The following is a 22,865-nucleotide window of genomic DNA, read 5'->3' as shown; positions in this document are numbered from 1 at the left end:
TTTGCGTGCGAGGTCATCGCCTCCACACTGTCTGCCAAGATGATGAGCGCTGTGCCGTGAACCCGCCGCCCGCGCGGCAAGGGCCACAGCCACACGATAGCGATCGGGCAGAAGAACGGTCGGAAAACATTGCGCCTATTGGTCGGCGCCCATAAGCTCAAGCGGCGCAGATGGGGTCCAGGGGGCGCGGTTGCAGCAAGCCGACATCGAACGCCTTGCCGGGGGGCCACCGCGCCTCGCCTATGAGGACATCCTCAGCCATCCGCGCCTGGCCGAGGCACGCGCCATTCATCTCGACCGATTTCTTGCGCTTTACGACGGCGACCCGTTCACGGTGCGGCTTCTCATCGAGTCGGGCCGATTCCTCGTCTATCATATCGCCGGCATGCTCGACGCCAGCGCCGATCCGACGCGGCGTGAAACCTGGCTGACGACCAAACGCCTCAAGCAGGAAATGGCCTTGTTCGGCCTCGCCAGCGATCGCCATATCGATGGCCTGATCGCGCGGCTATGTTCGACCGGCTTCATGGAGCATCGGCCGGCGGATCGGGATCGGCGCGTGCGCATCCTGAAACCGACTGAAAAACTCAGACAGCATGACAGCGATTGGCTCGCCGCTCATGTCGCGCCGCTGGCCACGCTCTATCCCGACCATGATTATCGGCCGATTATGCAACACGACCGGCTGTTTCACGCCCAATATCGCCGGCTCAGCATTTCCTTCCTGCCGCTCGGCGCCTCGCTCCTGCTGTCACTGCCGGACACGATGCTCTTCTTCAATCACGCCGCCGGCGCCGTGCTGCAGGCGGCGCTTCTTCGCGCCGCGATGGCGGCACCGGGCTATCCGAACGCCACCGTGCCCTATGCCGACATCGGAGAGCGCCTGGGCGTCTCGCGCACCCATGTGCGCGATCTGCTGGCCGCCGCCGAGGCAGCCGATCTGGTCAGGCTTCATGGGCGCGGCGGCCGCAACATCGAAATCCTGCCCCGCCATTGGTTGAGCTATGATCGGGGATTGGCGGCCGGCATGTATATCCACGATCTGGTCTATGTGGCGACCGAGCGAGCGGCGCGGCTGGAGCAAGCCTCATGACCTGTCGGCAAGAGGAGACGCTCTCCCAGCCAACTCGCGAGCCGCGATAGCCCCTGACCTGACTGTTCCACCCTCCCGTCGTGGCTCCGCAGCCAGTCCCGGGCCACTCCGCCAATGACCGCAATCGGCGCAAACCAGACGCATCGTCCCCACTGACGCCGGGAGGATTGGCGGATCTCCGCAGCGAGTCTGGTGGCTCCCTGGCGCCGTCGGTTCCACGATGGGACCGGTTCTCCATCTCCGTCCGAACCCATCCGGTTGAACTCTCCCCAACGCCCCTTGCCCCACCCCCAAACTCATTATAACGTCCTTACGTCATAAAGAGCCGCGCGTCCGGAATGGGGCGTTGGTGTCAGGGAAAGAGGGACTTCATGAGCATCAGACCTTTCGCAGGGGCGTTTGTCGGGGTCGCGCTGGCGGCTTTGTCGGCGGGTGTGGCTTTTGCCGAGGATGTCACGGTTTCGTTCCTGACGCATTGGCCGCCGGAGACGGTGGCGAAGCTCGAGGCGGCGGCGGCGACCTATGCCAAGGATCATCCGGGCGTGAAGGTCGAGGTGCGCGCCGTTCCCTTCGGCGACCTTCTGACCACCTTGCGTTCGCAGGCCGGCCAGGCCGGCGGGCCGACGATCGCCGGCATCTATGATCTCTGGCTGCCGGAACTGGTGCGCGACAAGCTGGTCGACGCCGCGCCGGAGGCGAACGCCTCGGACGTCACCACCAACTGGCCGAAGGGCGTCGCGACGGCCGCCAGCGCCGGCGGCACGGTCTATGGCTATCCGAACGAGATCGATGTCTACGCGCTCAACTACAACAAGAAGCTGTTCGAGGAAGCCGGCATCAAGGAAGCGCCGAAGACCTGGGACGATTTCTTCAGCGCGGCCGAGAAGCTGACCAACAAGGACAAGGGCCAGCAGGGCTTCGGCATGATCAATTCCTGGGCGGCGGGCGTCGTGCACCCCTTCGCCTCGCTTCTGGCGTCGAATGGCGGTTCGCTCGTCGTGGACGGCAAGCCGGCCCTCGATAGCGAGAGCGCGGGCGAGACCTTCGGCCTCTATGAGAAGCTGATCCAGTCCGGCGCGACGGTTGCCACCATGGGCACGGCCGATGCCAATACGACCGGGCCGTTCCTCGACAATTTCGTCTCCGGCAAGACCGGCATGATCATCATGGCGAACTGGTGGGAATCGGCGCTGAAGGCCGGCATGGGCGACAGATTCGCCGATATCGCCACGGCGCCGATCCCGGTCGGCCCCAAGGGCGACGGACCGCATTCGATCTCCTATTCCTGGCTGACCGTCGTCTCGGAAGGCGCCTCGGACGCGGAGAAGAAGGCGGCGTGGGATTTCCTCGCCTGGTTCAACGGCCCGACCTCCGGCGCGAACGGCGCCTCCGGCATGGGCGATCTGCTCCAGTCCATGGGCATCCTGCCGTCGCGGACCTCCGACGTCACGGCCTTTGCCGAGCGGCTGAAGACGCCGTTCCTCGCCGGTTATGTCAGCGTGCTGAACGAGGCGCATCCGTTCCCGACCGTGCTCGGCGGCCAGGAATTCACGGAATCTCTGCAGGGCCATCTGGAAGCGATCCAGTTCGGCAAGGAGACGGCCGCCGAGGCGCAGAAGGCGGCGCAGGCGGATGCCACGGCGATCCTGGAAAAGGCGGCGAAGTAGGGGCTTTCTTCCTTCTCCCTCGCCCGCGCCAGCGGGAGAGGGCCGGGGTGAGGGTCTTGCTTGACCTGGTGCCCCGGAACGGTTGGAGGAAAGGCCCTCACCCCAACCCTCTCCCGCAGGCGGGAGAGGGAGAAGGGGGCGCTGATGCCTCTCTAAAGAATGCCGTCATCCTCGGGTTTGACCCGGGCATCCAGTCTCTTGGGACGCCGCCAGTCTGGATTGCCGGGTCAAGCCCGGCCATGACAGGGGTGGTGGCAACAGCGGCCGATGACACGCTCCGATCTTCCCTCTCCCCCCTTGTGGGGGAGAGCCGGAGAGGGGGCTGCCGGGCGTAGAGCGCTGTTGTCGACGATTGCCCAGGCGGAGAGGCCCCCCCTCCCGGCCTCCCCCACAACGGGGGAGGAGAAGGAAGGGCGGGCTCCTGACAGACCTCGCCGCAGAGAACGAAAGCCTATCGCGCCTTATGAACCCCTTCCGCAAATCGACCCTCGCCATGCTCGTGCCGAGCCTCGGGCCGATTGCGGTCTTCGTCCTCGTGCCGATCGCGCTGACGATCGGCCTTTCGTTCACGAAATGGTCGACGCAGACGCCGTTCGCGACGGCGAGCTTCATCGGGCTCGATAATTTTGCCGAGATCTTCTCGTCATCCTCAGTCGGGCGTGACTTCAAGGGCGCGCTCGTCAATACGGCTCTCTATTCGGCGCTGTCGATCGCGCTGCTGCTGCCGCTGTCGGTCGCCTTCGGCCTGCTGGTGCATCAGGCGCGGCTGAAGGGCGCCGAGGTGCTGCGAACCGTCCTGTTCGCGACCTATATGGTGCCGATGATCGCGGTGGCGCTGGTGTTTTCCAAGCTCTATTCGCCGAGCGAGGGGCCGATCAACCAGATACTCGGCCTTGTCGGGATCGGGCCGCAGCCCTGGCTTTCCTCGCCCGATACCGCGCTCGTCTCGATCGTGTTTCTGAATGTCTGGCAGCAGGTCGGCTATTTTACGGTTCTTGTCATCGCCGGCCTGACGCAGATCCCGCAATCGGTCTATGACGCGGCGCGGATCGACGGCGCGAAGGGTTTCAGCCTCTTCGGCTTCATCACGCTGCCCCTCCTGAAACGCACGCTGCTCTTCTCCGCCGTTATCGCGCTGATCAATGCGGTGCAGGTGTTCGAGCCGGTGGCGCTGATCACGCAGGGGGGGCCGGTCGGGTCGACCAACGTGCTCACCTATCATATCCGCCGCGTCGGCATCGAACGGGCGCAGGGCGGGCTCGGCTCGGCCATGTCGGTGACGCTGCTCCTCGCGCTCGTGATCACGGTGACGGCGGTCTTCGCCTTCGCGCGGTCCGAGCCGACTGGCCGGGGGGCGAAGTAATGGCCGCGCGCGATATCTATGCCCCGGGCGAGGGCGCTCCGCTCGGCCGCGCGCTGCTCTATGTCCTTATGATCGCGATCGCGGTCGCCGCGGCCTTCCCGCTCGCCTGGATGGTGCTGTCGAGCCTCAAGACGCCGGCCGAGGCGATGCAGACGCCGCCGGTCTGGATCCCTGCGACGCCCTCGCTCGACGCCTATGAAAAGGTGACCGACCTGATCAATGCCGGCCGCTCCTTCGTCAATTCGGCGATCATCGCGGGCGTGACGACGACCGGCATCCTGATCACCTCGCTGATGGCCGGCTACGCCTTCTCCAAATATCGCTTCCGCGGCCGCGATGCGCTGTTCGCCATCACCATCGCGACCATGTTCCTGCCGCCGATCGTGACGCTGATCCCGCTCTATCGCATGATCGGTTCGATCGGGCTCTCGGCAAGCCTTGCCGGTGTCATATTGCCCAATCTCGCCAATGCGTTCGGCATCTTCCTGATGCGCCAGTTCGTGGCGGGCGTGCCGGATGAACTGCTGGAAGCGGCGCGGCTCGACGGCGCGTCGGAGATGCGGATCGTGTTCACGATCGTGGCGCCGGCCGTCGCGCCCGCGCTCGCGGCGCTGGCGCTGTTCGCGTTCGTCTATCACTGGAACAGCTATCTGTGGCCGCTCACCGTGCTGCAGGGCAATTCCAGCGAGTATCCGATCGTGATCAGCCTCTCGCGGCTGCTCTCCTATAACCGCTCGGCGATCAACACCAACCTCGTCATGGCCGGCGCGACGCTGGCGGTACTGCCGCCGCTGATCCTGTTCGTCTTCCTGCAGCGCTTCTTCGTGCGCACCGTCACCGCCTCGGGCATGGGCGGGCAATGACGGCGTGAGATTCCGTTCGTCCGGGCCCGCAAACCTCTTGCGCCGGGCTCCTGACCGAATAAAGTGGTTAGGACGTTATAACGATATAAGTACGTCAACAGAGGGACCTAACGATGCTCAATGTTCGACTTCGCTGGAAGACCGCTGCCATCGGCGCCCTGGCGCTGGCCGCCAGTGCGCTGACCGCTACCGCCGGGGAGGTGACTCTCTGGAGTTGGCGTACCGAGGATCAGGCGGCGATGGAAAAGATCTTCACCGCCTTCACGGCCAAGAACCCCGATATCACCGTCAAGCTGCAATTCACCCCGGATGCGGACTATCAGAACCGCCTGTCGACGGCGCTGCGCGGCGGCAAGGGGCCGGATATCGCGCAGTTGAAGGCCTATGGCGAGCTTCAGCCGCTGGTCGATGGCGGCTATCTGGATGCGCTCGACGAGAGCGTGCCCCAGTTGAAGGAATTCGGCGAAGCAGCACTCGGCGGCTCGCGGGGCGTCGCCGACGGCAAGCTCTATGGCGTGCCCTATTCGACCCCGGTGATGGGTGTCTTCTACAATACCGAGATCTTCGAGAAGAATGGCATCGCCGTTCCGAAGACCTATGACGAGTTCGTGGCCGCCTGCGACAAGCTCAAGGCGGCGGGCGTGCTGCCGATCGCGGCGGGCGGTGCCAATGGCTCGGCCTGGGCGCTGGAGATCAGCGTCGGCGTCGTCGGCCCAACCGTCTATGGCGCCGGCTTCTATGACGAGATGATGAGCGGCAAGGCGAAGTTCACCGATGCGCGCTACGTCCAGGCGCTGGAGCGGGTGAAGGCACTGGCGCCGTATTATTCCGACGGCTTCGCTGGCGTCGATTATACGACCGCGACGCAGCAGTTTATCTCCGGCAAGGCGGCGATGTTCTTCGGCGGCGCCTGGGAAAACGGCTCGTTCAAGGCGCAGAACCCGAACCTGAAGTTCTCGATCTTCCCGTTCCCGGCCGACAAGGCTGAGGGCGCGGTGCCGGTCTCGACCTTCTCCGACGGCTCCTATGGCCTCGTCTCCGACAGCGAGCACAAGGAAGACGCGACGAAGGTGCTGCAATTCATCGCTTCGGCAGAATTCGCGCAGCTCTTCGCCGACAATCTCGGCTGGCCGCCGGCCCGCTCGGGTGCCACGGCGAATGATCCGGTGCTGAAGGCGATGATCGACATGCAGGCCAACCCGACGCCCTATCTGACGCTTGTCGGCTTCCGCTGGCAGACGCCGACGGCCTCCTCGATTCTGCAGGCCCAGATCATCGATGTGATCGAAGGCAAGATCGCTCCCGACAAGCTCGCCGCCGACATGGATGCGGGCGTGTCGACCTGGTTCAAGCCGAAGATGTGAGGAGGGGGCAGGGGCGGAGCGATCCGCCCCTGCCCGTGCTCTGCCTTCACCCTGAGGTGAGGCGAGGAACAGAAGATCAGCCCGAAGGAGGCGAGAATTCCGGCAATTCGCCTCAGGCGAGAACGCATCGAATGGTCGAAGCACCGCGCGGCGGTGCTTTTCGTCCTGCCGGCGCTCGCAATCTACTGCCTCTTCGTCGTCTATCCGCTCGCGACATCATTGTGGGGCTCGTTCTTCGAGTGGAAGGGACTCCGGATGCGGGGCTTCGTCGGGCTCGATAATTTCGCGCGCCTCTTCGTCGATCCGAGCTGGCCGAAGCTGTCTGGAGCCTTTGCACACAATGTCTTCTGGTTCGCCGGCATCATGGTGCTGCAGAACGGGCTCGGCCTCGTCTTTGCCTACCTGCTGTTCCTGCGCGGACGCGGCACGGCGTTCCTGCAATCGGCCTTTTTCTTTCCCGCCGTCCTGTCGCCCGTCATTGTCGGCGCGCTCTGGCGGCTGCTGCTGACGCCGGACGGTGTCGTCGAGGCGCTGCTGCACAAGCTCGGTCTTCTCGATGGGCGACTGACCATTCTCGGCGATTCAACCTGGGCGCTCTGGGTGCTGATCGCGGTTGATGCCTGGAACTGGATGGGGCTTCCGGTGCTGATCTTCACGGCGGGCCTCCGGCAGATCCAGCCCGAAGTGTTCGAGGCCGCGCGGCTCGACGGGGCCGGGGCAGGACGGGTGCTGTGGTCGATCGCGCTGCCGCAGCTCATTCCGTCGATCTCGTCGCTGACGACGCTGACCTTCATCAATACCTTCAACCAGTTCGACCTCGTCTATGTAATGCAGGGCGTGCAGGGCAACCCGAACTTCTCGACCGATACGCTGGTGACCTATTTCTACCGCCTCGCCTTCGGGGCCGAGGGCGCGGTCGGCATCACCGATATCGGCCTGGCGCTGGCGCTCGGCACACTGCTGTTCCTGCTGCTCACGATCGTGACCATCGCGCTGCTGCGCTTTTTCGAGCGGCGGACGGTGAGGCTGACATGACCAATCTCGACATCGCCTATCATGTGAAGCGGTTGCCGGGCTGGGTCGTGCTCGCGCTTTGGATGCTCGTCGTTGCACTGCCGCTCTATATTCTGGTCGTCTCCTGCTTCAAGTCGACGGCGGAAATCTATGGCGACAAGTTCGGCCTGCCGACCTCGTGGACGCTGGACAACTTCGTCAATGCCTGGACCAAGGCGCAATTCGCCCGTTACATGGTCAATTCCTTCGCCGTGACGGGCGGCGCCGTGGTCCTGACGCTCGTCGTCTCGGCAATGGCGGCGTTTCCCTTGAGCCGCTACCAGCTCGGCTGGTCCTCGCCGGTGCTCGCCTTCTTTCTAGCCGGCGTCATGCTGCCGATCCGCCTCGCCTCGGTCGAGCTCTTCACGCTGATGAAGTCGCTGGACCTGCTCGACAGCCGCCTCGGGCTCGTTTTCGTCTACAGCGCCATCCGTATTCCTTTCGCCGTCTTCATCCTCGCCAATTTCATGCGCGTGCTGCCGCGCGAGCTGGAGGAAGCGGCGCGGCTCGACGGGGCCGGGGAGGGGCGCATCCTCGTCTCGATCATCCTGCCAACGATCCGGCCGGCGATCGCCATCGTCGCGATTTTCACGGCGATCGCGGTGTGGAACGATTTCTTCTTCCCGCTGATCTTCATCTTCGACGACGACTACAAGACCGTGCCGCTCGCCATCACCACCTTCATCGGCCAGTTCCGCACCGACTGGGGCATGGTCTTCGCCTCGCTCGCCATCTCGATGATGCCGGTCTTGGTGATGTATCTCCTGCTCGCGCGCCAGATTCGCGAAGGCGTCGGGGCGACGGGAGGGCTGAAATGATCGACGAGCGTATCTATTCGGGCAAGGCGATGCTGGTCGTCGGCGCTCACGCCTTCGACGCGGAGGTGATCGCCGGCCCGCTCGCGGCGCAGGCGGCGAAACGTGGCGTTGCCGTCACCTTCCTGCACCTGACCATGGGCGAGCAGGGCCATACCTCGCTCGCTCCCGCTGCCTATGCGCAGCAGAAGCGCGTCGAGGCCGGTCGCTTCGCCGCGCGGCTTGGGATCGAGTGGCGTGATCTCGGTTATCCCGATGCCTTCCTGCCCGACGATGACGAGGTTGCGCTGAAGATCGCCGACGTGATCCGCGACGTCCGGCCCGATACGATCGTCACCCATTGGCAGGGCAGCTGGCATAAGGATCATCGCGCGGCGGCGAATGCGACCAAGACGGCGGTGCTCTATGCAGCGCTGCCGACGTTGCAGCGCGAGCACCCAGCCTTCAGTCCCTCACTGTTGCTGTTCGGCGAGAACTGGGAGGACGACGAGGGCTTCGCGCCGGCGCATCTTGTGGATGTTTCGGAGGGTTTCGATACTTGGCGCGAGGCGATCGTCGAATATGAGCTCGCCCGGGGCCTGTCCTCCTTCCCCTATGTCGACTATTATTCGTCGCTCTACCGCCTGCGCGGCTGCCTGAACGGCACGACCTACGCGCAGGCCTTCGCCACGACGTCGCATTCATTCAACGCTGGCGGCGGACTGTTCAACGGGCCGCGGCGGGCATCGGGCTGCGGCTGCGGGGGCCACGAATGACCGCAGCCTCCGTTCTTGCGCTCGATCTCGGCGGCACCAGCCTTCGGGCCGCCTTTGCGCCGATCGGCGATCCGGCGGCGTTGGAGAATGTCGGCCGCTGGCCGGCGCCTACGAGCCTCGGCGTGCTCGCCGATCAGGTGCGGAACCTGCTCGACAGCTGTTTCGCTGACACGCGACCTGTCGGGATCGGCATCACCATCCCAGGCCTCGTCGAGGGCACTGTGGCGCGCTGGGTTCCCAATCTTCCCTTCCTCGACGGTGTCGATCTTGCTGCGGTGCTGGCGCCGGCCGGGGTTCCGCTGGCCGCCGGCAATGACGCGCAGATGGCGCTCGTCGCCGAATCCGACTGTGGGGCGGCCGTTGGCCTCGATGATGCGCTGCTGCTTGCTATTGGTACGGGCATCGGCTCGGCGGTTCTTTCCGGGGGGCGGATCCTGCGCGGTGCCCATGGCGGGGCCTGCTCCTTTGGCTGGGCCAGCGCCGATGTCGGCGATCCCGGCGAGGACCGATCCGGATGGCTGGAACGCCAGGCGGCCGGACGCGCGCTGGACAGGCTTGGCCGCGGGATCGGCCTTGAAGACGGCGCGGCGCTGATCGAGGCGGCTCGATCGGGCGAGGCGGCGGCTTTGGCGGCGATCGGCCAGGTCGGCACCGCGCTTGGCACGGCGCTCGCCGGTGCGGTGGCGCTGCTCGATCCAGAGGCGATCCTGATCGCCGGCGGCGTCTCCGATGCGCTGGACGTGCTGGGACCGCCCGTGCTCGAAGCGCTGCGGCGGCAGTTGCCGCCGCATCTGCGCGCCATAGAACTGCGCGCCGGGGTCTTCGGGCCCCGCGCCGGACTCGTCGGCGCGGCTGTCGCCGCCGGTCGGGGCCAGGATTGGTGGAGGAGGAAGGAATGACCAAGGACCCGCTCCTCACGATCGATCGCAACAGGCCCGAGCCGCTATGGCACCAGGCCGAACAGGCGATCCGTGAGCGCATCGAGGCCGGTGAATGGCCGCCCGGCACGCAGATCCCGGCGGAGGATCGCCTGTGCGACTGGCTCGGCGTCTCGCGCATCACCATCCGCCATGCTCTTCGCAATCTTGAGGCCCTAGATCTGCTGCGCCGCGAGCATGGCCGCGGCACCTTCGTGCGCAATGCCAGCGTCGTCGCCGGCCCGCGCGGCCTTACCTCCTTCACCGCGGAAATGGCGGCTATCGGCCTTGCCGTGGGCTCGAAGCTCCTGTCGCAGGAGATCGTGTCCGCCAATGCGGCGGTCGCGGCGGCGCTCGGCATCGAAGAGGGCGATGCCGTGCTGCGCATCCGCCGCCTTCGCCTCGGCAATGGCGATCCGATCGGCGTGCAGTCGGCGCATCTGCGGCTCGACCGCGTCCCCGGCCTCGACAAGGAAGACCTCTCGGAAGGCTCGCTCTATCAGCGTCTCGCCCGTCTCTACGGCATCAAGCCGGTCGAGGCGACGGAGACCTACCGCGTCGGGCCGGCCGGCGCGGAGGACGCGGCGCTGCTTGGCGTCCCGGCCGGCAGTCCCGCCTTCATCGTCGAGCGCGTCGCCGTCGATGCGCGCGGCCCCTTCGAATCGACCTTCTCCATCATGCGCGGCGATCGCTACGAGATCCGCTCTGTGCTGCGCGCCTGAAATCCACCCCTCAAGAAACTGACCACCCAAGGAGACGACAATGTCCGATTTCTACCTGCACAGGCTGATCGCCCTCATCGAGAAGGCGGGAGCCAATAACGGCGCCGCCCTCGACGAGGCGGCCAAGCGCTTCTCGCGGACGCTGGCTGCCGGCGGCTTGGTTCATCTCTTCGGCTCCGGCCATTCCGTGTTGCCGATCCAGGAAGCCTTTCCGCGCTATGGTTCGTTCGTCGGTCTGAACCCGCTCACCGATCCGCGCGTCATGTGGCACAACGTGCTCGGCGCCGGCGGCGTTCGCGAATTGCTCTGGCTGGAGCGGACCGAGAACTACATCGACAAGTTCCTCGATCATCAGCCGCTGAACCCCGGCGATTGCATCCTGATCTACAGCCATTCCGGCACGAATTCGGCCGGCATCGAGACGGCGCTCTACGCCAAGAAGCGCGGACTCTTCGTCGTTGCCGTCACCTCGAAGGCGAATGACAAGCCGGCCAAGCACTCCTCGGGCAAGCGCCTCAAGGACGCCGCCGATCTCGTCATCGACACCGGCTCGCCGGTCGAGGATGCGATCGTGCCGATCGAGGGCTGGAGCCGTCCTGTCTCGGGCTCGTCGACCGTGCTCGCCATGATCCTGACGCATGAGCTGATCGCTCGCACCGCCGACCAGCTCGCCAGGAAGGGTGTCGAGCTGCCCGTCTTCGCCTCGCCGACCATCGAAGGCGTGACGCTGCAGGACACCGACATCATCTATGGCGTCTATCGCGAGCGCATGCTCGAGGCGCAGAAGAAGCACCTCGACACCTTCAAGCAGACGATGGCCGGCTAAGGCCACGGAACGCCTTTCGTTCGCTTTCGTTTCCGGCTAGGTTTGCCGCGAAACGAAAGCGACCAAGGGTCTTCATGTTCACGTCCGAGCGCCAGTCCGAGATCCTTGCCCGTGCGAAGGCGAGCGGGCGGGTGCTGGTCGAAGAACTCGCGGCCGAATTCTCCGTCTCGCCGCAGACGATCCGCAAGGATCTGAACGTGCTTTGCGACGCGCGGCTGCTGGTGCGCGTTCATGGCGGCGCCGCGCTGACCTCCGGGATCGAGAACCTCGAATATGAGGCACGGCGCAACATCGCCGCCGGCGCCAAGGAGGCGATCGGCCGTGCCGCGGCCAGCCTCATTCCCGATGGCGCCTCGCTCTTCATCAATATAGGCACGACGACCGAGGCGGTGAGCGCCGCGCTCGCGCCGCGCTCCGGCCTGATGGTCATCACCAACAACATCAATGTCGCCAATCGCCTGCGCACCCAGCCCGGCTTCGAGGTGATCATTGCCGGCGGGGTTGTCCGCCCTTCGGATGGCGGTATCGTCGGCGAAGCGGCGGTCGATTTCATCCGTCAGTTCAAGGTCGATTTCGCCGTCATCGGCGTCTCCGCGATCGACGAGGACGGGGCGCTGCTCGATTTCGATCTGCGCGAGGTGAAGGTGGCGCAGGCGATCCTCGCCAATGCGAGACACGTCATCCTCGTTGCCGATGCCAGCAAGTTCGAGCGCACCGCGCCGGTCCGCATCGCGCATCTTTCCCAGGTACAATCCTTCGTCACCGACCGATGCGACAAAGCCGGGATCCGGCGGATCTGCGCGGAGCACGCCATCCGGCTGGTCGAGGCGCTAGCCTGATATCGCGCTTGCGTTGAGTTTCGTTTGAAGTTCGTTTTAGTTCGTATTATATCGGCGATGGTTTCAAAACGCGGCCGGGTCGGCGCGGGAGGGTTCCATGACGGACGGCGCGATCCACGACATCTTTGTCATCGGCGGCGGCATCAATGGCTGCGGCATTGCCCGCGACGCTGTCGGGCGCGGCTTTTCCGTGTATCTCGCCGAGATGGACGATCTCGCCAGCGGCACGTCGTCGTCATCGACGAAATTAATCCATGGCGGGCTGCGCTATCTCGAATTCTACGAATTCCGCCTCGTACGCGAGGCGCTGATGGAGCGCGAGGTGTTGTGGGCGATGGCGCCGCACATCATCCATCCGATGCGCTTCGTTCTGCCCTATATGAAGGGCATCCGTCCGGCCTGGCTGATCCGGCTCGGCCTATTCCTCTATGATCATATTGGCGGGCGCAAGAAACTGCCGGCGACGCGGACGATCGACATGCGGCGCGATCCGGCCGGCAAGCCGCTGAAGCCGCAATTTTCGACTGCCTTTGAGTATTCCGATGGATGGGTCGACGACGCCCGCCTCGTGGTGCTCAACGCGCGCGACGCCGCCGAGCGCGGTGCGATCATCCGCACGCGCACCAAAGTCGTCGCCGCGCGGCGCGAGGCCGGCCTTTGGACATTGACGATCGAAGACCAGCGCACGGGAGCCCGCGAGAGCGTCAGTGCTCGCCTTGTCGTCAATGCCGCCGGACCCTGGGTCGATCACATCCTCGGCGATACGCTGGGAGAAACGGGCGTTCATAATGTCCGTCTCGTCCAGGGCAGCCACATCGTCGTGCCGAAGAAGTTCGACGATCCGCGCGCCTATTTCTTCCAGAACCGCGACGGCCGGATCATCTTCGCCATTCCGTATCAGGATGACTTCACGCTGATCGGCACGACCGACCGCGATTTCCCCGGTGATCCGCATGATGTGCGCATCAGCGACGCGGAAGCCGATTATCTCTGCGCGGCGGCCAGCGAATATTTCGCGGTTCCCGTGACGCGCGCCGATATCGTCTGGACCTATTCCGGCGTCCGGCCTCTTTATGACGACGGCGCCTCGAAGGCGCAGGAGGCGACGCGAGACTATGTTCTGCGCGCCGATGGGCCGGAGGGCGAACCGGCGCTGCTGAACGTCTTCGGCGGCAAGATCACAACCTACCGCCGACTCGCCGAATCGATGCTGGCGGAGATCGAGGCACGGCTCGGCAAGCGCGGTCCGTCATGGACAGCCGCGAGCCATCTGCCGGGCGGCGAATTCGAGCCGGAGAGTTTCAACGCGCGCGTTGACGATATTCGGGCACGCTATTCGTTTCTGGATCCGTTGCATGCCAGGCGGCTCTTCCGCCTCTATGGCATGCGTGCGGCGACGCTTCTCGGCGGCGCCACGTCGCTGGCCGATCTTGGACGGCATTTCGGCCACGGCCTCTATGAGGCCGAAGTTCGCTATCTGATCGCCGAGGAATGGGCGGTAAGCGCCAAGGACATACTCTGGCGGCGCACCAAGCTCGGCCTGCGCTTGTCGGCGGAGGAGGCGGAAGACCTGGCCACATTCCTCAGCGAGTGCCCGTCGCGCGAGGCGGCGTAGGGTCGGCCGGAGGGCCCTTGGGCCACCCGGCATTGTCGCCATGTCAGGACGGCGGCGCGCCTACTGCACGACCTTGGCGCGCAGGCGGCTATATTCCTCAGCCGAGACCGAGCCGGCTGCCTTCAGGCGGTCGAGCTTCTCGATCTCGTCGGCGGCGCTGAAGCCGACGATCTGGCGCAGTTCTTCCCGCGCATGCGTCGCCCGGGCCTGATTGCGCTCGGCCATGCCGCGACCCTGCGAGAGCAGATAGGCGAAGATGCCGATATAGGGCAGCACGACGAGCAGGATCACCCAGAGGACCTTGCCGAAGCCCGAGACATCGTGACGGCGAAACAGATCGCCGATCACGGTGACGAGCAGCCAGAACCACAGGATGAACATGAAAATGGCGAACGCGTCCGCCAGGAAATTGCTGAATGTAAAGCCGCCCTCAAAAAGCATGGCAGGTCGCTCCTTATCCGATATAGGGCGAGCCCCCATCCGCAACGCGGATCGTCTCCCCCTCGGGGGCCGGGTCATATAGCAAGACTGGAGCGTTTGCTATCGTCCATGTGGGGTCCGAAGACACGGCGCGAGAATGTCGCGCCTGACGACGTGGAATTTTTTCGATTTTCCAAGAATTTCTGTGTCTCACGTCTGTGCTTATCATCCCAATTTCTACTTGATCGCGGGGATGCAGGTTTCCCATTTCGTTCGACATGCTAACGCCCCGCCCGGGATCGGGCGATTTCTAGGAAAGGTCTCGGAATGGTCAAGCAAGCAGGCATGCTGGCGCTTCTATTGGATGGTGCCGCGCTGGGGGGCTGCGCACCGACGACGGGTCCGGCCGGGCTTGGCGAGCCGGCGGCGGCGTTCTATTCCCTTCAGTAGTCAGCCGCCGGACTTCGCGCCCGGCCGCAAGGTTCGGCGGGGTGCCCACGGCACTCGGCCTTTCGGGAAGGAGCATTCGATGGATCTTGGCATCAAGGGCAAGCGGGCGCTGGTGCTTGCCTCGTCGCGCGGTCTCGGCCTCGGCGTCGCGGCGGCACTGGTCGGCGAAGGCTGCGAGGTCGTCATCACCGGCCGCAACGCCGAAAGGCTGCAGGCCGCCGCTGACCAGCTCTCCGCCTCGGGACCGGGCCGGGCCATCGCCTTGCCGCTCGATTTCGCCGCGCCGGACGCTGTCGAGGTCCTGGCCCGCGAGAGCGTTGCCCGGCTCGGCGGGGTCGATATCCTCGTCAACAATACCGGCGGTCCACCGCCCGGCCCAATCACGGCCGTCACCGGGGATGTCTGGGCGAGCCAGTTCGAGACGATGGTCCGCCGCGTCATCCTGCTCACCGGCGCGCTGCTGCCGCCGATGATGGAGCGCCAATGGGGCCGCGTGCTGACGCTCGCCTCGACCAGCGTCATCGAGCCGATCGCTGGCCTCGGCATCTCCAATTCGCTGCGCTCGGCGCTGGTCGGCTGGTCGAAGACGCTCTCGACCGAAATTGGCGCCAGCGGCGTGACGGTGAACATGCTGCTTCCCGGCCGCATCCTGACGGAGCGCATCGGCGAAATCGACCGCGCCAATGCCGAACGTTCCGGCAAGAGCGTCGAGGCAATCGGCGAGGCCGCGCGTGCGTCTATCCCGCTCGGCCGCTACGGCACCGTCGAGGAATTCGCCGCCATGGCCGCCTTCCTCGTCAGCGCGCCGGCGAGCTACATCACCGGCACCGCGATCCGCTGCGACGGCGGCGCGACCCGGTCGGTATAGGGACGCGTCACTTCCCTTCCTTGCCGCTATAGCTCAGCCAGTCCTTGAACTGCGCTTCGGCGGCGAGGCGGAAATAGTGGATCTCGCTGCCGGCGGCGACGAAGGCGAAGCCGTCGTCGAAGGCCTGCTGCCATGTCTTGCCACGGCGGGGGACGGTGGCAAGCGGCTTGCCCGTGGGGCGCACGGCTGCTACTGCCTCGGCGATCAGCGCTTCGACAGTCGGATGTCCGGTGTCGCCGCCGACGCCGGCGCTTCCCGCGAGGTCGGTCGGCCCGATGAAGATCACGTCGATGCCATCGACATCGGCGATGGCGCGGGCATTCTTGATACCCTCGACCGTTTCCAACTGGACGATGACGAGCGTCTCGTCATGCACGCGCTTCATATAGTCCCGCGCCACGCCATAGCCGGCCGCGCGGGTGATGTCCCAGGCATTGCCGCGTTTTCCCAGCGGCGGGAACCGGCAGGCATCGGCGATGCTCTTCGCCTGTTCCGCACTTTCCACCATCGGCACCAGCACCCCCTCGATACCGGCATCGAGGATGCGGCGCAGATAGATCGGGTCGGACGAGGGAACGCGCACGATCGACGTCGTGTCGGTGACCGCGGCGGCCCGCGCCATGTCGATCGCCGCTTGCACGCCGCCGGGGCCGTGCTCCTGGTCCATGATGAAGGCATCGAAGCCGATCAGCGCCGAGATCTCGGCAAAGGTCGGATCGGCGCTCTGGAGCCAGATACCGAGGGCCTTCTCGCCGGACTTCAGTTTCGCCTTCAATCGGTTCGTGCGGATCATGGTGTTCCCAGTCTCAGGAGGGCGAAGAGAAGCGGGCGAGCTTCGCCTGGAAGCCGGTTCTTTCGAGCACGGCCGGGTTGACGATGTTGCGGGGAACGAGCCCCTGCGAGGCCCGGATCATGCCCTCTGCCATTTCGCTCATGGTGAGGCGAGCCGCGTCGCGCGTCGAGGGCAGCCAGTGTGGCGTGAGGATGACGTTATCCAGGCCGTTCAAGGGATCGTCCTTCGGCAGCGGCTCGTGCTCGTAGACGTCGAGGCCGGCGCCGGCAAACCAGCGCTCGTGCAATGCCGCGACCAAGGCCGCCTGGTCGACGATCTCGCCTCGCGCGACATTGATGAAATACGCAGTCGGCTTCATCAGCCGCAGATGGCGGGCGCCGATCGAGCCCCTCGTCGAGGCGTCGAGCCGGTTGTGCAGGCTCACGAAGTCCGCTTCGCGGAAGATTTCGTCGATGGAGGCGACGAGTGTGACGCCGAGGCGCGCCGCTTCCTCGGCGGATGCGCGCGGCGAGAAGGCGAGGATCCGCATGCCCCACGGTGCGGCGAGGCGAGCGAGTTCGCGGCCCGACGCGCCAAGGCCGACAATGCCGAGTGTCTTGCCCGGCAGGTCGAGTCCCATGGTGGCGGGCTGCAGATCCCAACGGCCGTCCCGCACCATCGCCTGCTGCTCAGGCAAGCGCTTGGCGAGCGCCAGCATCAAGATGAACGCGGACGAGGCCGTGGCGTGGGTCAGCGTGTCCGGCGCATTGAACACAGCGACATCGTTCGCCGTGCAGGCGGCGAGGTCGAGCTTGTCATAACCGGCGCCGGCGCGGCCGATCACGGTCAGCCGTTCCGCGCCCCGCTCGAAGGTCGATGCCTTGACCCAGGGGCGGAAGATCACGACGGCGTCGGCCTCCGCGATGTCGTCGGCCGTCAGTTCCAGCGAATAGAGACGTTCCTGGTAGGTCGCGTCGCCCGGGCGCGGCGACTGGCTGCGCAGGAAATCGACGCGGATCGCGGTATGCGGCGCGTAGAGATCGAGCGCGATGTCGGGAATGGCGAGGCTGCCATCGGCGCCGAGATAGTCGCCCGTATAGAGAAGCTGGAAATCCGTCATCTCACCACCGCTTCAGCGTCTCTTCGGTGGTCACTTCCACCCGCGCATTCGGCTTCGAGAACAGATCGTCCCGGAGCCGCGTGCCGAGGCCCGGCCGGTCGGGCAACAACAGATAGCCGTCGCGCACTTCGATCCGGTCGGTGACGACGTCGTCATACCAGCCGTCAATATAGCCGCGCACCGTTTCCATGATCAGCGCATTGGGGATGTGCAGCATCAGATGCGTCGCCGCCCAGAGCGCCACCGGACCGATCGTGTCATGGCAGGTGACGGGGAGGAAATAGGTGTCGGCCATCGCGGCGAGCTTGCGACCCTCGGTCAGGCCACCACCCCAGGATAGGTCCGGCATGATGATGTCGGCGGCGCCCTTCTCGATCCAGGGACGATAGTTGAAGCGCGTGAAGATGCGCTCGCTCTGGCAGATCGGGATCGATGTCTGCTGCTTCAGGCGGACATAGCTGTCGGCATTGTCCGGCGGCATGATCTCCTCGAGCCAGGCGATGTCGTAGGGCTCAAGAGCACGCGCAATCTTCGTCGAGGCGCCGAGGTCCCAGCGCGCATGGCCCTCGATCATGATCTCTATTTTGTCCCCGACGGCGCGGCGAATGTCCTCGACGATGGCGATACCGGCCTTCAGATCGTCGTTGGTGAGGTCGTGGCCGCGCGGCCCGGCGGCCGTCTGCGCCCCCCAGATCACCATGGGCTTCTTCGTGTCGACCGGGCCGGAGAGCGTCGGGCCGAACTGGTCGAACGGCCAGATCTTCATGGCGGTCACGCCCTGCGCGACGAGGCTTGTCGCCAGTTCGCCGGCCTTGCCGTTCAGCCAGGCGTTGAGATCGTCATATTTCCCGTAGCCGACGCAGGTATTGTAGAGGCGGATGCGATCGCGGCTGCGGCCGCCCAGCGCCGTATGGATCGGCACGCCTGCGCTCTGCGCGGCAATGTCCCAGAGCGCCACGTCGACGGCGGAGATGGCGCGCATCTCCGCGCCATAGGCGCCGCAGAAGCTCACCAGCGCGAACATGTTCTGCCAGTGGTTCTCGATATCGCGCGGATCGCGGCCGATCAGCAGCGGCGCAAAGATGTCGTGGATGATCGGGGCGACGGCACGCGGCAAATAATAGGTTTCGCCGAGTCCGACGAGGCCCGTATCCGTGTGGATCTGGACCCATAGATTATTGGGCAGGGCCTGCCGCGCCTTCGGGTTGAGCTTCGCCCACTCGGTCTGCGGCAGCGCCTCGAACCAGAGTGTCTCGATCTTGGTGATTTTCATGGTGTCGTTTCCTCAGCCCTTCACCGCGCCAGCGGTGAGGCCACGCAAGAGATGGCGCTGGATCGCCATGTAAAAGAAGACCGGAAGAACGGAGAACGTCACGCCCGCCGCCATCAGCACGAAGAGCGGCGTGTCGAGCTGGGTCATCAGCGTCGCGAGCCCGAGCGAGGCGGTGTAGAGGTCGTTCTTGGTAATCAGCGTCGAGGCGAAGAGATATTCGTTCCAGCTGGCGAAGAAGGCGATGACACTGACAGCGACGAGGCCCGGCCGGGTCAGCGGTAGCAGGATCAGCCACAGCACCTTCCAGCGGTCGCAGCCATCGATCAGCGCCGCCTCGACGATCTCCTTCGGCACGGCGTCGAAGGAAGATTTCAGCACCCAGGCGCAGAGCGGCACGACAAAGGCGGTATGCAGCAGCGCCAGGGCCCAGAGATTGTCGGTCCAGCCGAGGCTGCGATAGAGCATCAGGATCGGAGCGACGACGACCGCCGCCGGCATCATCTGCGTAAACAGCAGCAGCAATCCGAAGGCCGACCGGCCGGCCCAATAGAGCCGCGACAGCGCATAGGCCGCCGGGATCACCAGGATCAGCGTTGCAACCACCGTCAGGCTGGCGACCAGGGTCGAGAGCATCAGCCAATGCGCGATCGGCTTGTCGGTGAAGAGCTGGACATAGGCTGAGACGTCGATGCCGTGCGGCAACAGGGGCGGTGGGAAGGAAAGCGAGTCGCTCGACGGCCGCAGCGACGACAGCAGCATCCAATAGACGGGGAAGAGCATAACCGTCGAGACGACGAGAATGGCGAGGCCGCGCAGCAGCGGCTCGGCCTGGAACCGCCAGGGTCTCGACGGCGAGTTGGCGAGGGACGCGTGGCTCATTCCCGCATCTCCAGCCGGCGCTGGATCGTGACGAAGAAGGTCGTGGCGATGGCCGAGATGAGGAAGCCGACAACCGCGATCGCGCCGGCATAGCTGAAATTATAGAAGCGGAAGGCCTGCATGTAGATGGCCGGCGCCAGCGTCGTCGTGGCATCGACCGGTCCGCCGCCGGTGATCAGCCAGATCAGTGTGAATTGCTGCGTCGAATAGATGAAGGCTAGCACGGCGAGCAGCGCCAGCGTGCCGCTGATGCCCGGCAGCGTCACATGGCGGAACTGCGAGATCTTTCCGGCACCGTCGATCCTGGCCGCTTCGTAAAGCTCGTCCGGGACGCTCTGCAGCGCGGAAAGCAGGACCAGCGAATAGAACGGAAAGCCCTTCCACACCGTGACAGTGATGACCACCAGCATGGCGAGTACGGGATCGAGCAGCCATTGCGGGCTCTCGGAGGCGCCGGTGAAGAAGCGCAGGAAGGAATTGAAGACGCCGAAACTCGGATCGAGCATCAGGACGAAGGTGATGGCGACCGGGACTTCGGGTATAGCCCAGGGGATGGTCAGCAGGCTGCGAACGAGGCCGCGACCGCGAAAGCTCCAGTTCATCAACAGCGCCAGCGACAGACCGATGGCGAGGATGGCGATGTCGACCGATAGCGTGAAGATCAGCGTCGTGCGGATCATCCGCCAGAAATCGGGGTCGACCAGCATGGACCGGTAATTGTCGAGGCTGAGTCCGTCCTCGGTCTCGAGGCTGAACAGGGCGCCGCGCAGGATCGGGAAGACGACGAGCGCGCCCTCAAGCGCCAGCATCGGCAGGATCAGCAGATAGGGAAAGGCGCGGCTGCCGACCACGCCGTTCCGCGCTTTTGCCCGGCGACGGGCCGGAGTCGCGGTGCCGGGAAGCGCCGGAGCCAATGCCAAGTGAAGTCCTCCCAACAACGCACCGCCTTCATCCCGGCTTTTGCCGGGATGAAGGCCTTTCTGCAAAGCCGGAACGCTCAAGGCGCCGGACGGCCTTCACACCCGCTTCGCCAGCGCCTCGAGCTGCTTCTGCGCGCCGTCCATCGCCTCCTTCACCGAACCGCCGGGACGCAGCGCGCTCTGGAAGTTCTGCATGATGATGCGGCCGAACTGGTCGTCGACAAAGGCAAAGTCACCCATGACGTCGATCGGCGAGACCTGCTTGGCCTCGTTGAAGCCGGTGATCCATGGCTTGTCGGCCAGGAACGCCTTGAACTTCTCCGACTTGGCCGCGAGATCGTAGGGCGGCATGACGTAGAGATTGGTGATCATCAGATCGGCCATCACATCCGGCGTCATCGCGAACTTGATGAACTCCATCGCGCCTTCCGAATTCTTGCCCTTGAGAGCGATCAGCGGATGGATGCGGTCGAGCGAGCGCTTGCTCGCCCAGGGCGGGGCGGCGGAGCGCAGCTTCGGATAGATGTCCGGATTGGTGGCGCGCAGCACGACGACGGTCGGGTTGACGCCGAAGGCCTGGGCGACGCGCCCGTCGGCGGCGAGCTTCATGATGGCGCTCTGCGCGGTGCCCTGCGGCACGCCGGCCTCGTAGAGCCCCTTCCAGAGTTCCAGGCCCTTGACCACCTCCGCCGAATTGGCGAGCGGCATCTTGCCTTCCGCCCATTTGCCGTCGAAGGGCAGGCAGAAATTCTGCAGCTGGAACCACCATTCGCCGGCATCGGCGATGACATTGGTGAGCGCGATGCCGAACTGGTCGGGCCGCTTGGTGAGTTTTGCCGTCGTCTCGATCCAGCCTTCCGGCGTTGTCGCGGGCGCTATGCCGGCCTTGTCGAAGAGTTCCTTGTTGTAGACCAGTGCAAAGTTCACATCGATTGCCGAGAGGCCGTAGAGCTTGCCATCCTTGCGCAGGAATTCATGGCCGGCACTCGGGGTGATGCCGAGAGCCTCGACGACCGAATCGAGCGGTTCGGCGAGATTGAACTTGCGGATGACCTGCGCCGAGAGATCCGGCATCGCCATGAGCACATCGGCATCGATGCCGCCGGCCTGCGCCTGGATCACGACGTTCGACACATATTGGCTCGCCGGCCAGCCGGTCCAGTCTACCGTGTACTTGTCCTGGGATTCGTTGAACTTCTTGAACAGCGCGTTCCAGCCGTCCTTCTCGCCAGGCTGGAACTGCTCCCAGCTCATGACCTTCAGCGGAATGCGGTCGGCGGAGCGGGCACTGCGGATCGGGAACGATCCGGCGGTGGCGGCACCAAGGGCCGCGGCGCCGCCTAGAAACTGGCGGCGGCTCGGACGCGGACCTTTGCCGGCGCGCGCGGACTTCACCTCATTCGACGTCATCCTGTTTCCTCCCTCTGCCGCCTCGCCGGAAGGGCGCTGCGGGCTGGCCGACTGAAATCGACCTTATTGTCTTTTGTTAACAATCTGACGATAGCACGCAGTCTCCCCCTGTCAAGCGAGCCGGCTCGCCCTCAGCTGGCGCGGATGCGCAGGACTTCCTCCTCCGCCATATGCTCCTGCAGCCGCTTGTAGGCGCCGCCAATATGCTCGGCGATCGTCGCCTCCGCGACCTCTGCGTCCCGCGTGCGGACCAGTTCCAGCAGCCGCGAATGGTCGCGATACCAGGAGGTCAGATAGTCTGCCGGCAGGCCGTCGCGAAGCAGCAGGAAGACGAAGATCTGTGAGCGCAGCGCCTCCCACGCCTTGTAGAGCCGGGCGTGACGCGCAGCCCGGAACAGCGCGTCGTGGAAGTCGATGTCGAGCTCCGCAACGCGCCGCCGCGTCATCGAGGCGCGCGGAATAGATTGAAAAAGCAATAGGATAGCTTCCAGTGGCGCCAGATCCTCGGCCTGCGCCCTCTCGCAGGCGCTGCGAATGGCCAGCCGCTCCAGTGCCTGGCGCAGGCTGTAGATCTCGCTCGCGTCCTCGACAGAGACCTGTGTCACGGTCGCGCCGCGATGCGTCTCGTGGACGACGAGCCCTTCCTGCTCGAGGCGGAAGATCGCTTGGCGGATCGGACCGCGCGAGACGTTGAGGCTCTCGGCGAGATCATCCTCGATCAGCCGGTCGCCGCCCTTGATCCTGCCGGAGAGGATCGCCTCGCGGATGGAATCGGCGACATCGTCGGTGAGGACGCGGCGTTCGCGGCGCTGCAGCTGGGTGGTGAGGGGGCTCTTGCTCATTGCGACAGTCTACTGTTAA

The 22,865-nt window shown here is 65.1% G+C and carries 23 protein-coding genes; 15 read left to right on the top strand and 8 right to left on the bottom strand.

Annotated features, from left to right (window positions below; translation table 11 throughout):
* Nucleotides 1-190 precede the first annotated feature (190 nt).
* The 13 genes from OSH05_RS23405 to glpD all read left to right on the top strand — a co-directional run bounded on the left by OSH05_RS23405 (nucleotide 191) and on the right by glpD (nucleotide 13,892).
* Nucleotides 191-1,093 (top strand): hypothetical protein, encoded by a 903-nt coding sequence (locus tag OSH05_RS23405; protein WP_104220476.1) that lies wholly within the window; start codon nucleotides 191-193, stop codon nucleotides 1,091-1,093.
* 371 nt (nucleotides 1,094-1,464) lie between these two features.
* On the top strand, nucleotides 1,465-2,760 hold the full coding sequence (locus tag OSH05_RS23400) for an ABC transporter substrate-binding protein (RefSeq protein WP_104220477.1): 1,296 nt from the start codon (nucleotides 1,465-1,467) through the stop codon (nucleotides 2,758-2,760).
* A gap of 463 nt (nucleotides 2,761-3,223) precedes the next feature.
* Nucleotides 3,224-4,123 (top strand): carbohydrate ABC transporter permease, encoded by a 900-nt coding sequence (locus OSH05_RS23395; protein ID WP_104220478.1) that lies wholly within the window; start codon nucleotides 3,224-3,226, stop codon nucleotides 4,121-4,123.
* Nucleotides 4,123-4,986: a carbohydrate ABC transporter permease gene (locus tag OSH05_RS23390; protein ID WP_104220479.1), complete on the top strand. Its 864-nt coding sequence runs from the start codon at nucleotides 4,123-4,125 to the stop codon at nucleotides 4,984-4,986. Before OSH05_RS23395 ends, OSH05_RS23390 begins: the two co-directional genes overlap by 1 nt.
* A 113-nt stretch (nucleotides 4,987-5,099) precedes the next feature.
* Nucleotides 5,100-6,350, top strand: a complete 1,251-nt coding sequence (locus OSH05_RS23385) for an extracellular solute-binding protein (RefSeq protein WP_104220480.1) — start codon at nucleotides 5,100-5,102, stop codon at nucleotides 6,348-6,350.
* A 153-nt stretch (nucleotides 6,351-6,503) separates the two neighbouring features.
* Nucleotides 6,504-7,385, top strand: coding sequence for a carbohydrate ABC transporter permease (locus tag OSH05_RS23380; RefSeq protein ID WP_266353007.1), 882 nt, complete (start codon nucleotides 6,504-6,506; stop codon nucleotides 7,383-7,385).
* Nucleotides 7,382-8,221: a carbohydrate ABC transporter permease gene (locus OSH05_RS23375; protein ID WP_104220482.1), complete on the top strand. Its 840-nt coding sequence runs from the start codon at nucleotides 7,382-7,384 to the stop codon at nucleotides 8,219-8,221. Before OSH05_RS23380 ends, OSH05_RS23375 begins: the two co-directional genes overlap by 4 nt.
* On the top strand, nucleotides 8,218-8,973 hold the full coding sequence (locus tag OSH05_RS23370) for a PIG-L deacetylase family protein (RefSeq protein WP_104220483.1): 756 nt from the start codon (nucleotides 8,218-8,220) through the stop codon (nucleotides 8,971-8,973). The genes OSH05_RS23375 and OSH05_RS23370 overlap by 4 nt, the downstream gene beginning before the upstream one ends.
* The gene (locus OSH05_RS23365) at nucleotides 8,970-9,872 is read left to right on the top strand and encodes an ROK family protein (RefSeq protein ID WP_104220484.1); all 903 of its coding nucleotides are present in this window, start codon (nucleotides 8,970-8,972) and stop codon (nucleotides 9,870-9,872) included. The genes OSH05_RS23370 and OSH05_RS23365 overlap by 4 nt, the downstream gene beginning before the upstream one ends.
* A complete protein-coding gene (locus tag OSH05_RS23360; protein ID WP_104220485.1) occupies nucleotides 9,869-10,612 on the top strand; it encodes a GntR family transcriptional regulator in 744 nt (247 codons plus the stop codon). Before OSH05_RS23365 ends, OSH05_RS23360 begins: the two co-directional genes overlap by 4 nt.
* Before the next feature lie 40 nt (nucleotides 10,613-10,652).
* Complete coding sequence (locus OSH05_RS23355; protein ID WP_104220486.1) at nucleotides 10,653-11,438, top strand: sugar isomerase domain-containing protein; 786 nt, start codon at nucleotides 10,653-10,655, stop codon at nucleotides 11,436-11,438.
* Nucleotides 11,439-11,512: 74 nt separating this feature from the next.
* Nucleotides 11,513-12,277 carry a DeoR/GlpR family DNA-binding transcription regulator gene (locus tag OSH05_RS23350; protein ID WP_104220487.1) on the top strand — a complete coding sequence of 255 codons (765 nt, stop codon included), beginning with the start codon at nucleotides 11,513-11,515 and terminating at the stop codon, nucleotides 12,275-12,277.
* 97 nt (nucleotides 12,278-12,374) lie between these two features.
* Nucleotides 12,375-13,892 carry a glycerol-3-phosphate dehydrogenase gene (gene glpD / locus OSH05_RS23345; protein WP_104220488.1) on the top strand — a complete coding sequence of 506 codons (1,518 nt, stop codon included), beginning with the start codon at nucleotides 12,375-12,377 and terminating at the stop codon, nucleotides 13,890-13,892.
* 60 nt (nucleotides 13,893-13,952) lie between these two features.
* Here the strand turns inward: glpD and OSH05_RS23340 are convergent, their stop codons facing one another.
* Nucleotides 13,953-14,333 (bottom strand): SHOCT domain-containing protein, encoded by a 381-nt coding sequence (locus OSH05_RS23340; RefSeq protein ID WP_104220489.1) that lies wholly within the window; start codon nucleotides 14,331-14,333, stop codon nucleotides 13,953-13,955.
* A gap of 306 nt (nucleotides 14,334-14,639) precedes the next feature.
* Between OSH05_RS23340 and OSH05_RS23335 the strand changes: the two genes are divergently transcribed.
* Both OSH05_RS23335 and OSH05_RS23330 read left to right on the top strand, forming a co-directional pair.
* Nucleotides 14,640-14,762 (top strand): hypothetical protein, encoded by a 123-nt coding sequence (locus OSH05_RS23335; protein ID WP_266353004.1) that lies wholly within the window; start codon nucleotides 14,640-14,642, stop codon nucleotides 14,760-14,762.
* Between the two features lie 79 nt (nucleotides 14,763-14,841).
* Nucleotides 14,842-15,630 carry an SDR family oxidoreductase gene (locus OSH05_RS23330; RefSeq protein ID WP_104220490.1) on the top strand — a complete coding sequence of 263 codons (789 nt, stop codon included), beginning with the start codon at nucleotides 14,842-14,844 and terminating at the stop codon, nucleotides 15,628-15,630.
* Nucleotides 15,631-15,637: 7 nt separating this feature from the next.
* Here OSH05_RS23330 and OSH05_RS23325 read toward each other — a convergent pair whose 3' ends face one another.
* The 7 genes from OSH05_RS23325 to OSH05_RS23295 all read right to left on the bottom strand — a co-directional run bounded on the left by OSH05_RS23325 (nucleotide 15,638) and on the right by OSH05_RS23295 (nucleotide 22,846).
* Entirely contained in the window at nucleotides 15,638-16,423 is a 786-nt protein-coding gene (locus tag OSH05_RS23325) for an HpcH/HpaI aldolase family protein (protein WP_104220491.1), read from the bottom strand.
* A 13-nt stretch (nucleotides 16,424-16,436) separates the two neighbouring features.
* Nucleotides 16,437-17,522, bottom strand: coding sequence for an NAD(P)-dependent oxidoreductase (locus OSH05_RS23320; RefSeq protein WP_104220492.1), 1,086 nt, complete (start codon nucleotides 17,520-17,522; stop codon nucleotides 16,437-16,439).
* Nucleotide 17,523: 1 nt separating this feature from the next.
* Entirely contained in the window at nucleotides 17,524-18,795 is a 1,272-nt protein-coding gene (locus OSH05_RS23315; protein WP_104220493.1) for a mandelate racemase/muconate lactonizing enzyme family protein, read from the bottom strand.
* Between the two features lie 12 nt (nucleotides 18,796-18,807).
* Nucleotides 18,808-19,674: a carbohydrate ABC transporter permease gene (locus tag OSH05_RS23310; protein ID WP_104220494.1), complete on the bottom strand. Its 867-nt coding sequence runs from the start codon at nucleotides 19,672-19,674 to the stop codon at nucleotides 18,808-18,810.
* A complete protein-coding gene (locus OSH05_RS23305) occupies nucleotides 19,671-20,594 on the bottom strand; it encodes a carbohydrate ABC transporter permease (protein ID WP_133163142.1) in 924 nt (307 codons plus the stop codon). Before OSH05_RS23305 ends, OSH05_RS23310 begins: the two co-directional genes overlap by 4 nt.
* A 96-nt stretch (nucleotides 20,595-20,690) precedes the next feature.
* Nucleotides 20,691-22,004 carry an extracellular solute-binding protein gene (locus tag OSH05_RS23300; RefSeq protein WP_104220496.1) on the bottom strand — a complete coding sequence of 438 codons (1,314 nt, stop codon included), beginning with the start codon at nucleotides 22,002-22,004 and terminating at the stop codon, nucleotides 20,691-20,693.
* 131 nt (nucleotides 22,005-22,135) lie between these two features.
* Nucleotides 22,136-22,846 carry a GntR family transcriptional regulator gene (locus tag OSH05_RS23295; protein ID WP_104220497.1) on the bottom strand — a complete coding sequence of 237 codons (711 nt, stop codon included), beginning with the start codon at nucleotides 22,844-22,846 and terminating at the stop codon, nucleotides 22,136-22,138.
* Between the last annotated feature and the right edge of the window lie 19 nt (nucleotides 22,847-22,865).

The sequence above is a fragment of the Kaistia algarum genome (genome assembly GCF_026343945.1).
Taxonomy (GTDB): domain Bacteria; phylum Pseudomonadota; class Alphaproteobacteria; order Rhizobiales; family Kaistiaceae; genus Kaistia; species Kaistia algarum.
Note: the sequence above shows the minus strand (reverse complement) of the source record. Positions and strands in the feature narration are given on the sequence as shown.